15 protein-coding genes and 1 tRNA gene are annotated in these 16,802 nt (G+C 48.3%); 9 read left to right on the forward strand and 7 right to left on the reverse strand.

Annotated features, from left to right (window positions below; translation table 11 throughout):
- Window positions 1-177: 177 nt before the first annotated feature.
- The gene (locus tag B5G04_RS17425) at window positions 178-819 is read left to right on the forward strand and encodes a MarC family protein (protein ID WP_087213307.1); all 642 of its coding nucleotides are present in this window, start codon (window positions 178-180) and stop codon (window positions 817-819) included.
- 9 nt (window positions 820-828) lie between these two features.
- Window positions 829-2,265, forward strand: coding sequence for a cardiolipin synthase (cls, locus tag B5G04_RS17430; protein ID WP_162612734.1), 1,437 nt, complete (start codon window positions 829-831; stop codon window positions 2,263-2,265).
- Here the strand turns inward: cls and rsmD are convergent.
- Together rsmD and B5G04_RS17440 are read right to left on the reverse strand one after the other, a co-directional pair.
- Window positions 2,262-2,795 carry a 16S rRNA (guanine(966)-N(2))-methyltransferase RsmD gene (rsmD, locus tag B5G04_RS17435; RefSeq protein WP_087398192.1) on the reverse strand — a complete coding sequence of 178 codons (534 nt, stop codon included), beginning with the start codon at window positions 2,793-2,795 and terminating at the stop codon, window positions 2,262-2,264. The two genes, cls and rsmD, sit on opposite strands and share 4 nt — an antisense overlap.
- On the reverse strand, window positions 2,786-3,613 hold the full coding sequence (locus B5G04_RS17440; protein ID WP_087398193.1) for a DUF3822 family protein: 828 nt from the start codon (window positions 3,611-3,613) through the stop codon (window positions 2,786-2,788). Before B5G04_RS17440 ends, rsmD begins: the two co-directional genes overlap by 10 nt.
- Window positions 3,614-3,713: 100 nt before the next feature.
- Here B5G04_RS17440 and B5G04_RS17445 point away from each other — a divergent pair, with 100 nt between their 5' ends.
- Entirely contained in the window at window positions 3,714-5,132 is a 1,419-nt protein-coding gene (locus B5G04_RS17445) for an AAA family ATPase (RefSeq protein WP_087398194.1), read from the forward strand.
- Between the two features lie 8 nt (window positions 5,133-5,140).
- On the opposite strand, the gene B5G04_RS17450 is transcribed toward B5G04_RS17445, so the two are convergent.
- From B5G04_RS17450 to B5G04_RS17470, 5 genes are all read right to left on the reverse strand, one after another.
- A tRNA-Leu gene (locus B5G04_RS17450) sits at window positions 5,141-5,222 on the reverse strand.
- A 134-nt stretch (window positions 5,223-5,356) separates the two neighbouring features.
- On the reverse strand, window positions 5,357-6,370 hold the full coding sequence (locus B5G04_RS17455) for a S41 family peptidase (protein ID WP_087398195.1): 1,014 nt from the start codon (window positions 6,368-6,370) through the stop codon (window positions 5,357-5,359).
- A 3-nt stretch (window positions 6,371-6,373) separates the two neighbouring features.
- Entirely contained in the window at window positions 6,374-7,291 is a 918-nt protein-coding gene (locus tag B5G04_RS17460) for a DUF3316 domain-containing protein (protein WP_087398196.1), read from the reverse strand.
- Window positions 7,288-9,927, reverse strand: coding sequence for a DNA gyrase/topoisomerase IV subunit A (locus B5G04_RS17465; protein WP_087398197.1), 2,640 nt, complete (start codon window positions 9,925-9,927; stop codon window positions 7,288-7,290). The genes B5G04_RS17460 and B5G04_RS17465 overlap by 4 nt, the downstream gene beginning before the upstream one ends.
- 437 nt (window positions 9,928-10,364) lie before the next feature.
- Window positions 10,365-11,714, reverse strand: a complete 1,350-nt coding sequence (locus B5G04_RS17470) for an MATE family efflux transporter (protein ID WP_204247031.1) — start codon at window positions 11,712-11,714, stop codon at window positions 10,365-10,367.
- A gap of 12 nt (window positions 11,715-11,726) precedes the next feature.
- On the opposite strand from B5G04_RS17470, the gene B5G04_RS17475 reads away from it, so the two are divergent.
- From B5G04_RS17475 to B5G04_RS17500, 6 genes are all read left to right on the forward strand, one after another.
- Window positions 11,727-12,050: a DUF6722 family protein gene (locus B5G04_RS17475; RefSeq protein ID WP_239414142.1), complete on the forward strand. Its 324-nt coding sequence runs from the start codon at window positions 11,727-11,729 to the stop codon at window positions 12,048-12,050.
- A 197-nt stretch (window positions 12,051-12,247) separates the two neighbouring features.
- Complete coding sequence (locus B5G04_RS17480) at window positions 12,248-12,427, forward strand: hypothetical protein (RefSeq protein ID WP_087398199.1); 180 nt, start codon at window positions 12,248-12,250, stop codon at window positions 12,425-12,427.
- Window positions 12,421-12,930 carry a DUF6169 family protein gene (locus tag B5G04_RS17485; RefSeq protein WP_087398200.1) on the forward strand — a complete coding sequence of 170 codons (510 nt, stop codon included), beginning with the start codon at window positions 12,421-12,423 and terminating at the stop codon, window positions 12,928-12,930. The genes B5G04_RS17480 and B5G04_RS17485 overlap by 7 nt, the downstream gene beginning before the upstream one ends.
- A gap of 123 nt (window positions 12,931-13,053) precedes the next feature.
- Window positions 13,054-14,598: a glycine--tRNA ligase gene (locus B5G04_RS17490; RefSeq protein ID WP_013617809.1), complete on the forward strand. Its 1,545-nt coding sequence runs from the start codon at window positions 13,054-13,056 to the stop codon at window positions 14,596-14,598.
- Between the two features lie 11 nt (window positions 14,599-14,609).
- Window positions 14,610-15,266, forward strand: coding sequence for an FKBP-type peptidyl-prolyl cis-trans isomerase (locus B5G04_RS17495; protein WP_087398229.1), 657 nt, complete (start codon window positions 14,610-14,612; stop codon window positions 15,264-15,266).
- Window positions 15,267-15,685: 419 nt separating this feature from the next.
- On the forward strand, window positions 15,686-16,771 hold the full coding sequence (locus B5G04_RS17500) for an HpaII family restriction endonuclease (protein WP_022039395.1): 1,086 nt from the start codon (window positions 15,686-15,688) through the stop codon (window positions 16,769-16,771).
- Window positions 16,772-16,802 lie beyond the last annotated feature (31 nt).

The following is a 16,802-nucleotide window of genomic DNA, read 5'->3' on the forward strand; positions in this document are numbered from 1 at the left end:
TCCGAACAGAGAAGTTAAGCTTCGTCACGCCGATGGTACTGCGTAACAGTGGGAGAGTAGGTAGCCGCCGTTTTGGGATCCTTCCCCGGTCTGATGTCCGGGGGAGGATCCTTTTCTTTTTTTGAGATTATGCATTTATTTTCTTATATTTGCCCAGACTTACTATTGAATTTTAATATGGATACAATTCTGCCTTTTGCATTACTTTGTTTTACTTCCTTTTTTACATTAACTAATCCATTAGGAACTATGCCAGTATTTTTGACAATGACTAATGGACTGGAGGATAAAGAACGTAAACACATAGTGAAACGTGCTACTATTATTTCTTTTGTAATTTTGATGGCATTTACTTTTTTTGGTCAGTTCTTGTTTAAGTTCTTTGGTATTTCAACGAATGGATTTCGTATAGCTGCCGGAATTATTATTTTGAAAATTGGGTATGACATGTTGCAGGCCCGTTATACTAATACGAAGTTGAAAGATGAAGAAATTAAGACGTATGCTGATGATATTTCCATTACTCCTTTGTCTATTCCGATGCTGTGTGGTCCTGGAGCTATAGCGAATGGTATTATTATGATGAGTGATGCAGATAGTTGGGAATTAAAAGTGACGTTAGTGGCTGTTATTGCTATTGTCTATGTATTGACTTACATTATACTTTGTTTGTCAACTCGTCTAGTCAAGGTTATCGGAGAAACTGGAAATAATGTGATGATGCGTTTGATGGGGCTTATATTGATGGTGATTGCCGTGGAATGTTTTGTGAGCGGTATGAAACCGATTTTGATAGATATCATTCAATCTTCTTTATAAGTGTTTTTTATGATGGATGCGATTGTTTGGAGTGAAGTGCTCTGGAGTATATTCCAGATTCTTTATCTGGCAGTGATTGTGACTACTATATTTGTAGTCATTCTAGAAAATCGTAATCCGGTGAAAACCATGGCGTGGATACTTGTGCTTTTCTTTTTGCCGCTGGTAGGATTGGTGTTTTATTTCTTTTTGGGAAGAAGTACACGTCGGGAAAGGTTGATAAGCAAGAAAGGCTATTCACGTTTGAACAAAAGGCCGATGGCAGAATATCAGGCGCAAGAGGCTTTTTATGACTTGAATAATAAAAATCCATTGATATCCTTTTTCCGGAAAATCAATAGTGCTTTGCCGTTTGATGGAAATCAAGTAGCGGTTTATACAGATGGATATGCGATGTTACAGGCATTGATGCATGAAATCGGTCAGGCAAAGCACCACATTCATCTCCAATTTTATATTTTTGAAGACGATTCGGTAGGACGTTTGTTGCGGGATTTGCTGATAGATAAAGCACGTGAAGGAGTGAAAATACGCTTGCTGTACGATGATGTGGGTTGTTGGAAAGTAAATCCTTTGTTTTATGATGAGATGATGTGTGAGGGAATTGAGGTACAGAGTTTTCTGAAAGTCCGTTTTCCCCGTTTTACCAGTAAGGTTAATTATCGGAATCACCGGAAGATAGCGATTATTGATGGGAAAGTAGGATTTATCGGAGGTATGAATATCGCCGAACGTTATTTGCGTGGATTTTCGTGGGGGATTTGGCGTGATACGCATGTGTGTGTCAAAGGAAAGGCTGTATATGGTTTGCAGACGGCATTTTTGACTGATTGGTTTGTTGTGGACCGGATGTTACTTACTTCTTCTGAGTATTTTCCGAAAATGGAATGGCAAGGCAACGTGGTGGCGCAGATTGTAACTTCGGAACCGGTTGGAGATTGGCACGACATTATGCAAGGGCTTATCAAGGCTTTGTGTTCTTCCAAACGGTATTTTTATATTGAGACTCCTTATTTGCTTCCTACAGAAGAAGTGGTGGTGGCATTGCAGACCGCTTCCCTTTCAGGGGTGGATGTACGGGTGATGTTGCCTAAGCGTGCGGATACGTATCTGACTCATAAAGGGTCTTTGTCTTATTTGGATGAATTGATGCGCGCGGGTGTTAAGGTTTATTTGTATAGGAAGGGCTTTTTGCATTCCAAACTATGGGTGTCGGATGATGAGTTTTCATCGGTCGGATCTACCAATATGGATTTTCGGAGTTTTGAGCACAATTTTGAGGCGAATGTCTTTTTTTATGATGTTGAAATGGCTTTGCGTCTGAAAGGAGTGTTTCTTGCCGACCAGAAGCATTGTCAGCTTTTGTCGCGCAAGTTATGGAGCCAGCGTTCATGGAAGAATAAGATAACCGAATCGGTTGTACGTTTGCTGGCTCCCTTGCTTTAGTGGAAAAATGAGAAGTTTACGCTTCCATAGTGCCGGTGTTCGGTGAAGTGCGGATGGCTTTCAAAGTTCAGGTTCTTTCCATGTTCCAAAACGAAAAGTCCGTCGGGTTTGAGCAGATTGTATTCGAATATCTTGTCTGGGATGCTTTCTAATTCCGGTAAAGCGTAGGGAGGGTCAGCAAAGATAAAATCGAATTGTTCCTTGCATTTACTGATGTATTTGAATACGTCACCTCGTATGGTCTTGCATTTGTCGGTCTTTATATCGCTCATGTTTTTGCAGATAAAGGCATAGTGTTGAGGGTCTTTTTCTACTGATACGACTTTGTCGCATCCCCTTGACAAAAGCTCAATACTGATGCTTCCAGTTCCTGCAAACAGGTCGAGTGCCGTTACGTTGTTTTCGAAATCGAAATGATTGTTTAAGACATTGAAAAGGTTTTCTTTGGCAAAATCGGTAGTAGGACGAGCCTTGAAAGTATGGGGCACATCGAACCTCCGGTGTTTGTAGATTCCACTGATTACTCGCATATAAATAAAGATTGAATATCAAACGGAATCGTTTCCAGCGAAGTGTCGGAAGACTGCTGGAGTTCCGCCTGAGGGTTGTTGATTATGAATATTTTCCGGATGAATTGTCGGAGGAAACTAATTTGTCCGTGCAGTTCCTCTTTCGTAAGCCCTGTGAGATGCAGTTCATCTTTTTCTGTATCATAGTCTAATTGTTTCCAGATATTCAGCAGGTAATACGAACGGTCTTCATTGGTGCTTATCGGATAGGTATTGGCAAGTTGTAATCTGCCGTTAGAGAAACAGAATACTTCCATATTGTCGGCATGTATATTGGCATATATTTGCTGTGTTTGTCTTTGACGATTTTCTTTGGTAAAGTATTCTATCTGAGGGCTTACTGTAGCAAAAAAACGTGCACAAGGAAAATGCTCGGACAAAAATACGTGGGTTAGTTTGTCAATAGAGAACAATACTACCACATTACTGTTGCCCAGGATGTTGCATAAAACGATTTCATTGTTCTGTTTGGGTACGTTTTGGTAGAAAAGCATTTCCATTTGTTCGTCTTCGAAGAGTTCGAGGGGAACGGTAGTATACCGTAAAGTATGTATCAGGATGTTGGTTTGATGGTATATAACGTTCAGCTCAGGAGTTTGAGACAGGAAACCTTTTACATTGGCTGCCATCGAACGTTGCACGTTTACTGCGGTATGCTGGAAATAGATACGGCTTGCATCTGCCGGATGATAGGTTGCAAAAGAAAATCCCTCCGGACTGAGTCGGATAGAGAGAGTTTGGAATTCCGGTTGAGTCTGGTTGGTATCTTTTTCTGGCATATTCTTTCTTCTTTTTGCGTTTTTTGGTTTATATTCGTGTATAAAAATATGACTTCTGTTTTTAAGAGTGGACAAAGTTACTAAAATTTATAGGATAAGTATGCTGAACATCAAATTATTGGATCAGATAAAGCAAAATTTCTTTAATAAGCCAACTTCCGGGCAAGAATTAACGATGAATTTGTTCGTTGATTTTCTTCTCTCCTCTCAACCGGATACCGTTTTCTTGTTGAAAGGATATGCCGGAACAGGAAAAACCAGTCTGGTAAGTGCATTGGTGAGAACTCTCAACGGGATGAAGCAGAAATGTATATTGCTGGCTCCTACGGGGCGGGCGGCCAAAGTATTCGCGCTTCACTCCGGACATCCGGCTTACACCATCCACCGGCGTATTTACCGCCAGCGTACTTTTTCGAACGAGATGGATAATTTTACGATGAATGTCAATCTGCACCAGCACACGTTGTTCATTGTGGACGAAGCCTCGATGATATCCAATCTGGGCTTGTCGGGGAACGTGTTCGGGAGCGGACGCTTGCTGGACGACCTGATACAATATGTATATGGCGGGCAAGGGTGTAGGTTGGTGTTGGTGGGCGACACCGCTCAGTTGCCTCCTGTAGGCGAAGAAGAGAGTCCGGCACTCTCGGCAGATGTGTTGAGAGGGTATGGGTTGGAGGTTGTAGAGCAGGAGCTGACGCAAGTAGTCCGGCAGGAGTCTGAGTCGGGCATCTTGTACAATGCCACTTGCCTGCGCCGGAAAATGGCGGAAGAGTTTTCCGGAGAGCTTCCCCGCATACGGGTAGAGGGATTTCCCGATGTGCGTGTGGTGCCGGGGAGCGAACTGATAGAGACCCTCAACACCTGTTATGGGCGCGAGGGAATGGACGAAACCATCGTGATTTGCCGTTCGAACAAGCGGGCTAACCTTTATAACCAGGGAATACGGAATACGGTTCTTTATCGTGAGGATGAATTGAATGCGGGCGATATCCTGATGGTGGCGAAGAACAATTATTTTTGGGGAGCCGATGTCAAGGAACTGGATTTTATCGCCAACGGGGATATAGCCGTGGTACGCCGGGTGCGCCGGGTGCACGAGATGTATGGATTCCGTTTTGCCGATGTGCTTCTTGCGTTTCCTGATTACAACGATATTGAGCTGGAGGTGAAAATCCTGCTTGATACGCTCCATACCGATGCGCCGGCATTGCCCAAAGAGCATGCCGACCGTTTGTTTCATGCCGTGCTCGAAGATTACCAGGATATTACCACGAAAGCGGGGCGGATGAAGAAGATAAAGTCAGACCCGTGGTATAACGCTTTGCAGGTGAAGTATGCATACGCCGTAACGTGCCACAAAGCGCAGGGCGGACAATGGCAAAACGTGTTCATCGATCAGGGGTATCTGACCGAGGATATGGTTTCGCCCGATTATTACCGCTGGCTTTATACGGCAATTACGCGTGCTAAAGGAACTTTGTATTTGGTGAACTGGCCTGAGAGCCAAAAGGAATAAAAAAGAAGTGCGCCTGATAGGACTCGAACCTACACGTCTCACGACACCAGATCCTAAGTCTGGCGCGGCTACCAATTACGCCACAGGCGCATGTCCATGTTAAAATGGAATTGCGGGTGCAAAGATAAGGCTTATTTTCGAAATCGCCAAATCTTTGTGTGAAATTTCACTACAGAGGTGCATAGAAACCATTCGGTAGAAACCATTTCCGGGAAACCATTTCCTTATTGTCCTTTCAGCACCCGGCATGCCGTTTCTATCATGGTGTCTTTCCCCTGGGCGATGTCTTCGCTGGTCATGTCTACTTTCACGTCAGGGTCGATACCGAATTCCAGGTGGTTCATTTCGGGGTCGAGCATCGGGCTGGCGGAGAAACGAATGGACCAGCCGCAGGGGATTTCCGATGAGAAGGGAAGCCCTGAGCCTCCGCCTGTCTTGTCACCTACAAGGGTCACGTTGGGGAACTGGTTCATGCTGTTCACAAAATCGTTGGTGGCACTATAGGCACGGCGGTTGGTGAGCACTACCACCGGCTTTTGCCACCGGATGCCGTCCGAAGGCTCGATGTAGACAGGTTTGGGGTCGGAAAAATCATCGTGGGCAGGTCCCGTCTTGTGGTACATATAGCCTACAAGCACCCGCTCGTTGGTGAAACGTGCCGCCAGTTTTTGTGCCGTAGTCAGGTTTCCGCCTCCGTTATCCCGTACATCTATAATCAGTCCGTCGCATACGGCAAGCGAGTTCAGGGTCTGGTCCAGATTTCCGTCTCCAATGCCGTTCGAGAAACTTTCGCAATAGATGTAGCCGATGTTGTTTTCCAGTATCGACCAGGTAATGCCCGACGAGTTCACATAGTCTTTTCCCAGGTAATTGCTCTGGATGCTGTCACTGAAATTATGGGGGAAGGCGTCAAACCATGCGCGGTATTGCGATGTGCCGATGGAACTGGACAGGTTGACATGCCCGTCTCTCAGCTCGTTCACCATGTCCGAGAGCACTTTGTAGAGGTTTTCCCACGTCATGTCGGGCGTGATGCGCTGGGCGTAGCGGGTGTGTACTTCGTTCCAGTCCAGCCCGTATTCTTCGTGCTTGTAGTCGAGGAAGCAATATTGCTCGTCAATGATTTTCCATAGGGACTCGAAGTTCGACTCGGGCGTATTGCCTGATATGTCTTCGCGGATGCAGGAGGCGAACAATGCCTGCACGGTGATGCATAGGTAGAGGATATATTTTCTCATGGTTTAAAACGGAGTTATTTTAGGTGGCGTGGTCATGTGTTTCTTTCCATGGAACAGGTACAGATTGCGCACGACGCCTATCATGAAGTCGTGCGAGTAGGTATGGCTTTTCAGGTTGTTTACCTTTGCCTGCTGGAGGTCGCATACGTAGCCCACACGCATCACCGTGTTTCCTACCGGGAAGTCGAGAGTAAGGAGCTGGCGCAGGGACGGGTTGTTGTGCAGGGAGGTGAACACTACGTTCTGTCCTCCGTTGCCCAGCGAGAATATTTCGTAATACGATTCGCCGAACTCAGGCGAGAACATCACGCCCAGCAGAGGCAGGTTCGCCTGATAGCGCACGGTCATTGGATAATTTCTGATGCGGAATTTCCAGATGAGCATCCCTGATGCCCCTAAGCCCCCGTAGGCTTTTGCTTGGGCAGGGTTGTTCGAGTTGCGCCGGTTGTATACAACGCCTGCATTGAGGTCGAGCATGGGGCCGAAAAGTATCTTCAGTCCCTTGGCAGGGCGGAACTGGTAATGCAGGGCATAGTTCCAGTTCACCAGCCCGCCGTACGTATGGTTGGTCTGCGAGATGTTTTCGGTGTACGAGGCATGTAGCTGGAACAGGTTTTGCGCCGAAACGTTCCCGTCCATCAGGCGGGTCATCCGCATCGTTTCGTAGGCGAAGCGCACTTCTGGACCTTCGTATTCCAAAGGCGAGAGATAGGTCTCGAATGTGTTGTTGTGTCCGGCTCCTATCATCACCGAGCGCATCACGTGGTGTGTGGCTTGCAGGGAGTCTTGCGCTTGGATACGGGTCGGAAGGCAGGTTAAGACTATCAGAATAAAAACACAGAGGCGCAGAGGCACAGAGGCTTTATTTTTTATTCTCAGTGTCTTTGTGTCTCTGTGTTCGATATAAATCAATGTTTTCATTCTTCTTCGTTATCGAATAGGTTCATTTGTCCGTTTTCGTCTTCGGATGTTCCGTTATCTTCTGTGTCGGGAGCTTCTTCTGGTTCTGGCATGCGGGTAGGTTCCAGTTCGTTTACCTCGCCCACGGTGTAGGTGGTGAGGCGTTTGCCCTTAGCCTTGTAGCTCTTTATGCCTACAAAGTCGGATGCTTCTACTATCAGCGGTTCCCGGAACGCGTCGTGTCCGCCGAATACCACCTGGATGCGCGGATAGGCTTCGGGGCTGAGCAGGAGCAAACGGTTTTGCTTGTTCTCGCCCAAGTAGTTCTGGCGCTTGCTTGTCGCCTCGAAGCAGAAGCGTTTCAGGTACGGGTAGTTCTGCTGGTCGGCATCGTAGAGCACGGCGGTCCACACCTTGTCGGCATCAAACTTCTCGATGAGCCGGATATCGGGGTCGTAATGGTTGTTCAGGTCGAAGTCGGTAGTATAGAAGTCGCCGTCTGTATGTACCACGAGGATGCGGTCATCGCTTTGGAACTCGCCTAAGTATTGTCCGCGCCCGTCGTAATTGAGGCGTAACACATCGTGGTCGAACCACACCTTGCGTCCGCCCAGGGTAGAGCCTCCGCGTTGTTTCAGCCCGATTTTGTGTACCTCGTACTTGGTGAGCAGGTTGCCCATCGACTGGCGTCCCTTGATGTTGATGGTGCTGAAGTCGCGTTCGAACACCAGTTTCTTTATGCGCGGGTTGGGGCGCAGGGTCACTTTCACGGTTTCCGCCTCGCCGTTGGGGTTGGCGGTGAAGTAGACGATGCGCGAACCCGGTGTGCCTTGCGTCACGTCGTACTCGCGGTCGCGTATCATCGAAGTCACGTTGAAACGCTTGATGTAGTGGTATCCGTCTTTCCCGTCGCGGTAGATGACGTTGTAGATAGTACGCTTGTCGTTCTTCTTGAACACGTTGACGTAGAGGATGTTCTTGCCTACGAAGAGCTTGTCCTGTACGCGCACCACCTTGTATTTCCCGTCGCGGTAGAAGATGATTACATCGTCGATATCGGAACAGTTGCACACGAATTCGTCCTTTTTCAGCCCCGTGCCGATAAAGCCTTCCTCGCGGTTGATGTAGAGCTTCTCGTTGGCTTCCGCCACTTTGGTGGCTACGATGGTGTCGAAGTTGCGTATCTCGGTGCGGCGGGGGAACTGTGCTCCGTATTTCTCTTTCAGGCGGCGGAACCAGGCGATGGTATAGTCGGTAAGATGAGCTAAGTGGTTTTCCGTTTCCTCGATGTCCGCTTTCAGGCGTGCAATGTTTTCGTCCGCTTTGTCTTTGTTGAACTTCAGGATGCGTGCCATCTTGATTTCCATCAGGCGCAGGATGTCATCCTTGGTCACTTCGCGCACCATTTGGGGGTAGAACGGGGTGAGCCGCTCGTCGATATGCGCGCAGGCGGCGTCCATGTTCTCGGCTTGCTCGAAGCCGCGGTCTTTGTAGATGCGCTCTTCGATGAAGATTTTCTCCAGCGAGGCGAAGTGCAGGGTCTCCAGGGTCTCGTCGCGCTGTATTTCCAGTTCGCGGCGCAAGAGCCCGAGGGTGTGGTCGACCGACTTGCGGAGCACCGTGCCTACCGAGAGGAAATGCGGCTTCTTGTCCTCGATGACGCAGCAGTTGGGCGAGATGTTCACTTCGCAATCCGTAAAGGCATACAGGGCGTCCAGCGTCTTGTCCGACGAGGCTCCGGGGGCGAGGTGTACCAGTATTTCCACCTTGTCGGCGGTGTTGTCGTCTACCTTGCGCACCTTGATTTTCCCTTTTTCTACGGCTTTCAATATAGAGTCGATGAGCGACGATGTGGTTTTCCCGTAGGGAATTTCGCTGATGCAGAGTGTCTTGTTGTCTATTTTCGATATCTTGGCACGTACGCGCACCACTCCGCCCCGCTCGCCGTCGTTGTAGCGCGACACGTCTACCGCCCCTCCGGTCTGGAAGTCGGGGTAGAGGTGGAACTCTTCGCCGTGCAGGTAAGCGATGGCTGCATCGCATAACTCATTGAAGTTGTGAGGCAGGATTTTCGATGAAAGTCCTACGGCGATGCCTTCTACGCCCTGTGCCAGCAACAGGGGGAACTTGACCGGCAGGGTTACGGGTTCGCGGTTGCGCCCGTCGTAAGAGGCTTGCCATTCGGTGGTCTTGGGATTGAACACCACGTCGAGGGCGAATTTCGACAAGCGTGCTTCGATGTATCGGGGGGCGGCTGCATCATCGCCCGTGAGGATGTTTCCCCAGTTTCCCTGGCAATCGATGAGCAGGTCTTTCTGCCCCAGCTGCACCAGCGCGTCGCCGATGGAAGCGTCGCCGTGCGGATGGAACTGCATGGTGTGCCCCACGATGTTCGCCACCTTGTTGTAGCGTCCGTCGTCCAGCCGTTTCATGGCGTGCAGGATGCGCCGCTGCACCGGTTTCAGTCCGTCGTTGATGTGGGGTACGGCACGTTCCAGAATGACGTACGAGGCATAGTCGAGGAACCAGTTCTGATACATTCCGCTCAGCTGGTATTTCACTGCCTTGTCCGCCGGCGAGGCGGGCTTGTAATTCGTATCCGATTCTTTTTCAGGTATATCCGTTGTTTCGTTTTTGTCTAATGTGTCGTCGCTCATAATTGTTTTCTGCTTGATGCAAATGTACGGATAATTATTGGAAAAAACAAGTGCTTTGATGAATGGAATGGAACGCAGAGATGCAGAAGCACAGGGGGACCTCCGTTGCACAGTTACAACCGTTACAATTGTTACAATTACAGTTGATGTAAGTTGAAAATCAGATAGCGGGAAAAACTTGTTATAAATTATATATTATATATTTATATATAAATATATAATATATAATTTTAATAGGTGGATTTCTTTTTTTGTCCGGGATTGAAAAAGCATTTTACATTAACTGTAATTGTAACAATTGTAACGCATAGCAATGGGATAAGGCCCTTTCAAAAACGGCTTTTATCGGATATAGCTGCATCGTGCCGGGGATATACATGCATAGCCCGGTGCAGATAGGTGCGTGTGTCATGCAATATATATATTCCCTATCGCAGTTAGTCTGTTTTCCGTAACGAGCGGAGTACCGGAATCGCTACGGGCAGGGCGAAGATGAACGAACAGAAGTCGGCTACGGCCTGGCTCATCTCTACACCTTGCAGACCTAAGCAGTGGGGTAGCAGGATGATAAAGGGGATGAAGAACAGCCCTTGGCGTGCGGAGGCAAGCAACACGGCACGTACGGGCTTGCGGATGGTTTGGAGCAGCATGTTGCAAAGGATGACCCACGTGCCCAATGGCAATGTGATAAGCTGCCAGCGCAAGGCACGCGCACCTACGGCGATTACCTCGGCGTCGTCTTCGCGGAACCATGCCACGATTTCGGGTGCGTAGATGTAGCCGACAATTGAGCATAGGGTGAGAAACACTACCCCTACTTTTACGCAGAACCAGAAGCCTTGTTGTACGCGTGGGTAGATACCTGCGCCGTAATTGTAGCCGCATACGGGCTGGAAGCCTTGGCCGAAACCGATGAGGAAAGAGTTGATGAACATGCAGATACGTCCCACGATAGACATGCCCGCAATGGCGGCGTCGCCATACCGTCCGGCGGCTACGTTGAGCAGGATGGCGGCAAGGCTTGCCAGTCCCTGCCGGCAGAGCGAGGGGCTTCCTCCGTAAAGGATTTCGCGGAAATAAGCTAGTTGTGGCGTGAAGTTGCTCAGGCGGATGCGGATGTTCTCGCCCCGGCTGTCCATGTAGAGCAGGATGCCGAAGCTGCACACCTGTCCGCACAGCGTGGCGTATGCCGCTCCGGCGATGCCCATGCCGCATACGAAGATGAACAGCGGAGCCAGCCCGATGTTGAGCACCGTGCCGGCGGTGATGCCCACCATGGCGTAGGCGGCGTTGCCCTGAAAGCGCATTTGGTTGTTCAGCACCAGCGACGATGCCATGAAGGGCGCTCCCAGCAGGATGATGCCCAGATAGGTCTCGGTATAGGGCAGGATAGTGGGGGTAGAGCCCAGTATGCGGCAGATAGGGGTCAGGAACAGGAGCCCGAAAAGCGTGATGAGGCATCCCATGATGAAGGCGCTGAAGAATCCCGTTGCCGCCATTTTCTCGGCGCTTTGATAGTCGCGCGCCCCCAACCGGCGCGAGATGAAATTGCCCGACCCGTGTCCGAAGAAGAATCCGAACGCCTGTATGATAGCCATGACCGAGAAGGAAATCCCTACGGCGGCGGTGGCCTGGGTGTTGATTTTCCCTACGAAATAGGTATCTATCATCACGTAGAATGAAGTGACCAGCATGCTGACGATGGTGGGTATGGCAAGCGACCCTATCAGCTGGGGGATGGGGGCGGTGGTCATCAGGGTATATTTGTCGATGTGCTTGTGTTTCATAACCGTTTTTTCATGGATTGCCGGTGCAAATTTAGTGAATTTGGCGGACGGTGGACTGAAAAAGGAAGAAAAAGATTGGCGCTTTCAGAAGAAAGGTGTATATTTGCAAAAATGGAGGATGAAAGGAAAACAAATAAGCAAGTGATGCTTGGCGAACTTGGAAAATATTGTATTGATATTTCTAAGTTAGTTTTTGGTGGCGTGGTTTTGGCTGGTATTATGAAACTGGACGTAAATCGTGCCTTGTTGTTCGGATTGGGAACAGTTGTTGTCTTATTGACGGTATCTGCGGGTCTTATATGTATATTATTGGCAAATTCTAATAATGAAAAATGAGTTATGGAATTGATTTTGTTTTTGTCTTTTTTCGGATTGATAGCTTTAGGGATTATTATGTGGGGAGTGAATCAGTTGCGGAAACAGCAATCTCATAAAATCTCATAAAAGCATTGGATGAATGCGTGTAGTAAGCAAGATTTGAGGGCTATACGGATTATTTTGCTTATCTTTGCAGAAACCAAAAGAATAAAACTATGGAACAGACTTTGAAACAACCGGCGGAACAGGCTGCTTTTACCCGCGAGGAACTGATGCGCAGGCTGGAGGAACACCGGAGGAAGAAAAAAGAAATAATCCGTATGATGGAGGATTATTTGAAAGAAGAATGTAAAAAACGGACAGGACGGGAACCCGAATCTTTTGAGGTATGGTGAAGATAGATTTGGAACGGGTGAATGCGAGTGCTCCTTATATTTTCACGCCTGCACCTTTTGCGCCATTGTCTTATGTATTGACCACCGACTATGGTGTGATGTATTCGTTTTCTTTTGTACCTGATGAACTTTTGCCGGGGATAGAAAATGTGTATGAGTTTATTATTTCCAATGTAAATCATCGCAAATCTCCTGGCGACCGCAAGTTGTTGCGTAGCGTTTATGCGCTCATTTACGAGTTTTTCAGCCAGCCCGATGCTGTGATGATATACCTTTGCGATACAAGCGACGGGAAACAGGAAGTGCGCCAACGCTTGTTCGTGTCTTGGTTCTATTCTGCCGACCGCAAATACTCATTTAATTATTTAAGCTCGACGATAACGGACGATGAAGGCGTGGAGAACATTGTTGCCCTCTTGTTCCGCATCGACCATCCGCGGGCGGTGCAAATCAGTGGGGAGTTTGCACGTGCGGTGCAGCTCTTTCACGAGAAGCCCGAATGAAAACGGGGCGATTTGTTCCTGATTCGCATAAATTAATAAACTTGTGCTTCTTTTTTATGGATAAATCCGTATCTTTGTGCGCATTTATGAGTTTCGGAATTAATAATTTAAAGATAAAGAAAAATGGCACAAGAAGACGTTTTCAAGAAATTGGTTTCGCATTGTAAGGAATATGGCTTTGTGTTTCCGTCGAGTGAAATTTACGACGGACTGGGAGCCGTTTACGACTATGGACAGAACGGTGTGGAACTGAAAAACAACATCAAGCAATACTGGTGGCAGAGCATGGTGCTCTTGCACGAAAATATCGTGGGAATCGATTCGGCAATCTTCATGCACCCCACTATCTGGAAGGCTTCGGGGCACGTAGACGCATTTAACGACCCGCTTATCGACAACCGCGACTCGAAAAAGCGTTATCGTGCCGATGTGCTGATTGAAGACCAGATTGCGAAATACGACGAAAAGATAAACAAGGAGGTGGCAAAGGCCGCCAAGAAATACGGCGATGCTTTCGACGAGCAGGAATTCCGTTCGACCAATGCACGCGTGCTGGAGCATCAGGCGAAGCGTGACGCCCTGCACGAACGCTATACACAGGCGATGAATGCCGGACCGGACCTGAACGAGCTGCGCCAGATTATCCTGGACGAAGAAATCGTGTGCCCCATCTCGGGCACGAAGAACTGGACCGAGGTGCGCCAGTTCAACCTGATGTTCTCTACCGAAATGGGCTCTACCGCCGACGGTTCGATGAAAGTCTACCTTCGTCCGGAAACCGCACAAGGTATTTTCGTGAACTATCTGAACGTGCAGAAGACCGGGCGCATGAAAATCCCCTTCGGCATCGCCCAGATAGGCAAGGCGTTCCGTAATGAAATCGTGGCACGCCAGTTCATCTTCCGCATGCGCGAGTTCGAACAGATGGAAATGCAGTTCTTCGTTAAGCCGGGCACCGAGCTGGAATGGTTCAAGAAGTGGAAGGAAACCCGCCTGAAATGGCACAAGGCATTGGGCTTCGGTGATGACCATTACCGTTATCACGACCACGAGAAGCTGGCGCATTACGCCAATGCAGCTACCGACATCGAGTTCCTGATGCCGTTCGGGTTCAAGGAAGTGGAAGGCATCCACTCGCGCACCAACTTCGACCTGAGCCAGCACGAGAAGTTCTCGGGCAAGAGCATCAAGTATTTCGACCCCGAAATCAACGAATCTTATACTCCGTATGTCATCGAGACTTCTATCGGCGTAGACCGTATGTTCCTGAGCGTGATGAGCGCTTCGTACACGGAAGAGAAGCTGGAAAACGGCGAGACACGCGTGGTGTTGAAGCTCCCTGCCGCCCTGGCTCCGGTGAAGCTTGCCGTGATGCCGTTGGTGAAGAAAGACGGGCTGCCCGAAAAGGCGCGCGAGATTATGGACGACTTGAAGTTCCATTTCCATTGCCAGTACGACGAGAAGGACTCTATCGGCAAGCGTTACCGCCGTCAGGATGCCATCGGTACGCCGTATTGCGTAACGGTAGACCATCAGACGCTGGAAGACAACTGCGTGACGTTGCGTAACCGCGATACGATGGAGCAGGAGCGTGTGGCTATTGCCGACCTGAACAATATTATCGCCGACAAGGTGAGCATCACCAGTCTGCTGAAAACCTTGCAATAATGAAAAGGTCGATGAAGACATATTGTGTCAGGCTATGGATACTCGGTATGGTAATGTGTGTCTTTGCTTCGTGTAGCGACGATACACCTACCGCCGACCCATACGCCGATTGGGAAGCGCGCAACGTAGCTTATATAGACTCCATTGCTGATGTTGTAGCCAATCCGCCTGCTGGAGAAACATGGTACCGTTATGCGAACTATAAAATCCAGAACGATGGAATGGGTACAGATTTAACCCTGACCAACTCAGATTATGTGTACGTAAAGGATTTGACGGAAGCGGATGCTGAATTAGGTGAAACACCGTTTGCAACCGATACGGTAGCGGTACATTATCGCGGATGCTTGATAAACGGAGAAGTGTTCGACCAAAGTTATTCCGGAGATTGGAATGCGGAGGTACATGTGCCGGTTTCGTTTGCGGCAAGCGAGGTGATAACCGGTTGGACTACTGCCTTGCTTCATATGCAGGAAGGCGAGCATTGGGAGGTTTATATCCCGTATCAGATGGGATATGGAACATCGGGAAATGGTACTATTCGTGGGTATTCCACATTGATATTCGACCTTCGTCTGGAGGAAGTGATTCATCCTAAAGGTCCGGACGACCGGAGCCGGAAAGCAATTTCTCTGGCAACGGAAAATCAGGTATCCGTTGATGAATAATCCGCGGTATAACATCACTGCATTGCATGATAAAAGAACAAATATCGGAGATAAGGCTGGTTACAAAGCTTTATCTCCGATGTTGTTTTTATACTATATGCGGTATAGAGTATCACAGAGGAAAAAATTAAAGGACTCTGTGTACCTGTGGTGAGAAAATTCCAGTCCGGATTTGCCTTGAGACATAAGGACATAAAAAAAGGAGTACCGCTGTACTCCAACCTTTTGTTAACCTTAAATCTAATACTATGAAAAACACATTGCAAATGTACGGACTTTTATTGAATCTGCAAATAATCCAGAGGAAAATATCTGTTTTATAACATTGTTTAAGATATCGGCGCCGGATATTAGGGATATTGAAAGGCTTTTTAGTTATCTTTGCCGATGTAAAAGTATAAAAAGAAGATAACAAGACTATGGCATTTAACGCGACAAAGAAAGAATGGAGTGAACTCTATGCGTTTTTCCGTTTGCTGGCAGACGGACAGGTGTATGCCGGTACGCCGGATGTGAAACAGAATGAAGCTGTGTGCCTGCCGGTGGCTATGGTGCAACGTGAAGAACACGATGGGACACGCCGGTACGTAATCGGGAAGAATGAAGTGAGGATATGTGGAGAACAAATGGATAAGCGCGTTCCGAGGGAAGATTTTGCTACGGTATCGGAACTGGTATTACAGGCTTTGCGTGAATCGGAAACCGATGATGTTGCCTCGCCCGAAGGAGTGGAAGGCTTCTTGGACGAAGTGGCGATATACAATCTGGAAGCCAAAACCGATGACCGTACCGATTTTAAGGTAGCGTTCTATCGTGAAGACGCGCCCTTGACGGGCTTCTGTGTGCGTTCGAGGCTGGGAGCATTATATCCCTTGCTGGACGGTGGGAGGGCTGCAAACTTCAAGTTCGAGCAGACTGGCATCAAGTTTCCGGTACCTGCTGTGGCAAAAATCAATGCCTTTGGTGAGGAAGAAGATGTATTGGGGCGTATGCTGATGATAGAACGTATGGGAGGAAACTTGAAGTATAATGATGTGGCTGACAAGATTTTCCGCAGCAACCTCTCGATGATAGACCTGCACATGGGACGCTTGTTGGGTGAAATGACCCGGCTGATGTGGCTGGAGGGCAAGACTAAGGTATCCGATCTGACAGAAGCCGTCAGGCAGCTTAACCCGCTGAAGATTAAGGATGAATTGATTGTCAAGCACGGTTTCTACGATTATAAGATAAAAGAATTCCTGCTTGCCGTTGCTACCGGTATGCGTCCGGCAAAGATATACAACGGCATCGATTCGGCTATCGACGGATGCTTGTTGGTGACGGGAAATGGAGATGTGCTTTGTTACCAGCGGGCTTTCCGCCAGGTATTTGCCGACTTCCTTTTCTACAATACGCGTCTGGAAAAAGGTTCTACCTCTAAAGACAAGTATGGCTATCTGGAGCGTGAGAACGGTGTGTACTATTTTAAGCTGAATCTGAAAGTAGGACTGACGAAACGGTGATGAAATCTTTCCGCTACAGGTTATACGGATT

The organism is Bacteroides sp. An51A (assembly GCF_002161565.1).
GTDB classification, from domain to species: domain Bacteria; phylum Bacteroidota; class Bacteroidia; order Bacteroidales; family Bacteroidaceae; genus Phocaeicola; species Phocaeicola intestinalis.

Excerpts from the sequence above, each read along its gene's own strand:
- B5G04_RS17485 (WP_087398200.1), top strand. The coding sequence starts at position 12,421 with ATGGTGAAGATAGATTTGGAACGGGTGAATGCGAGTGCTCCTTATATT.
- B5G04_RS17440 (WP_087398193.1), bottom strand. The coding sequence starts at position 3,613 with ATGCCAGAAAAAGATACCAACCAGACTCAACCGGAATTCCAAACTCTC.
- B5G04_RS17495 (WP_087398229.1), top strand. The coding sequence starts at position 14,610 with ATGAAGACATATTGTGTCAGGCTATGGATACTCGGTATGGTAATGTGT.
- B5G04_RS17455 (WP_087398195.1), bottom strand. The coding sequence starts at position 6,370 with ATGAGAAAATATATCCTCTACCTATGCATCACCGTGCAGGCATTGTTC.
- B5G04_RS17500 (WP_022039395.1), top strand. The coding sequence starts at position 15,686 with ATGGCATTTAACGCGACAAAGAAAGAATGGAGTGAACTCTATGCGTTT.
- B5G04_RS17465 (WP_087398197.1), bottom strand. The coding sequence starts at position 9,927 with ATGAGCGACGACACATTAGACAAAAACGAAACAACGGATATACCTGAA.
- B5G04_RS17460 (WP_087398196.1), bottom strand. The coding sequence starts at position 7,291 with ATGAAAACATTGATTTATATCGAACACAGAGACACAAAGACACTGAGA.
- B5G04_RS17490 (WP_013617809.1), top strand. The coding sequence starts at position 13,054 with ATGGCACAAGAAGACGTTTTCAAGAAATTGGTTTCGCATTGTAAGGAA.
- B5G04_RS17470 (WP_204247031.1), bottom strand. The coding sequence starts at position 11,714 with ATGAAACACAAGCACATCGACAAATATACCCTGATGACCACCGCCCCC.
- B5G04_RS17445 (WP_087398194.1), top strand. The coding sequence starts at position 3,714 with ATGCTGAACATCAAATTATTGGATCAGATAAAGCAAAATTTCTTTAAT.
- cls (WP_162612734.1), top strand. The coding sequence starts at position 829 with ATGATGGATGCGATTGTTTGGAGTGAAGTGCTCTGGAGTATATTCCAG.
- rsmD (WP_087398192.1), bottom strand. The coding sequence starts at position 2,795 with ATGCGAGTAATCAGTGGAATCTACAAACACCGGAGGTTCGATGTGCCC.
- B5G04_RS17425 (WP_087213307.1), top strand. The coding sequence starts at position 178 with ATGGATACAATTCTGCCTTTTGCATTACTTTGTTTTACTTCCTTTTTT.
- B5G04_RS17475 (WP_239414142.1), top strand. The coding sequence starts at position 11,727 with ATGGATTGCCGGTGCAAATTTAGTGAATTTGGCGGACGGTGGACTGAA.
- B5G04_RS17480 (WP_087398199.1), top strand. The coding sequence starts at position 12,248 with ATGGAACAGACTTTGAAACAACCGGCGGAACAGGCTGCTTTTACCCGC.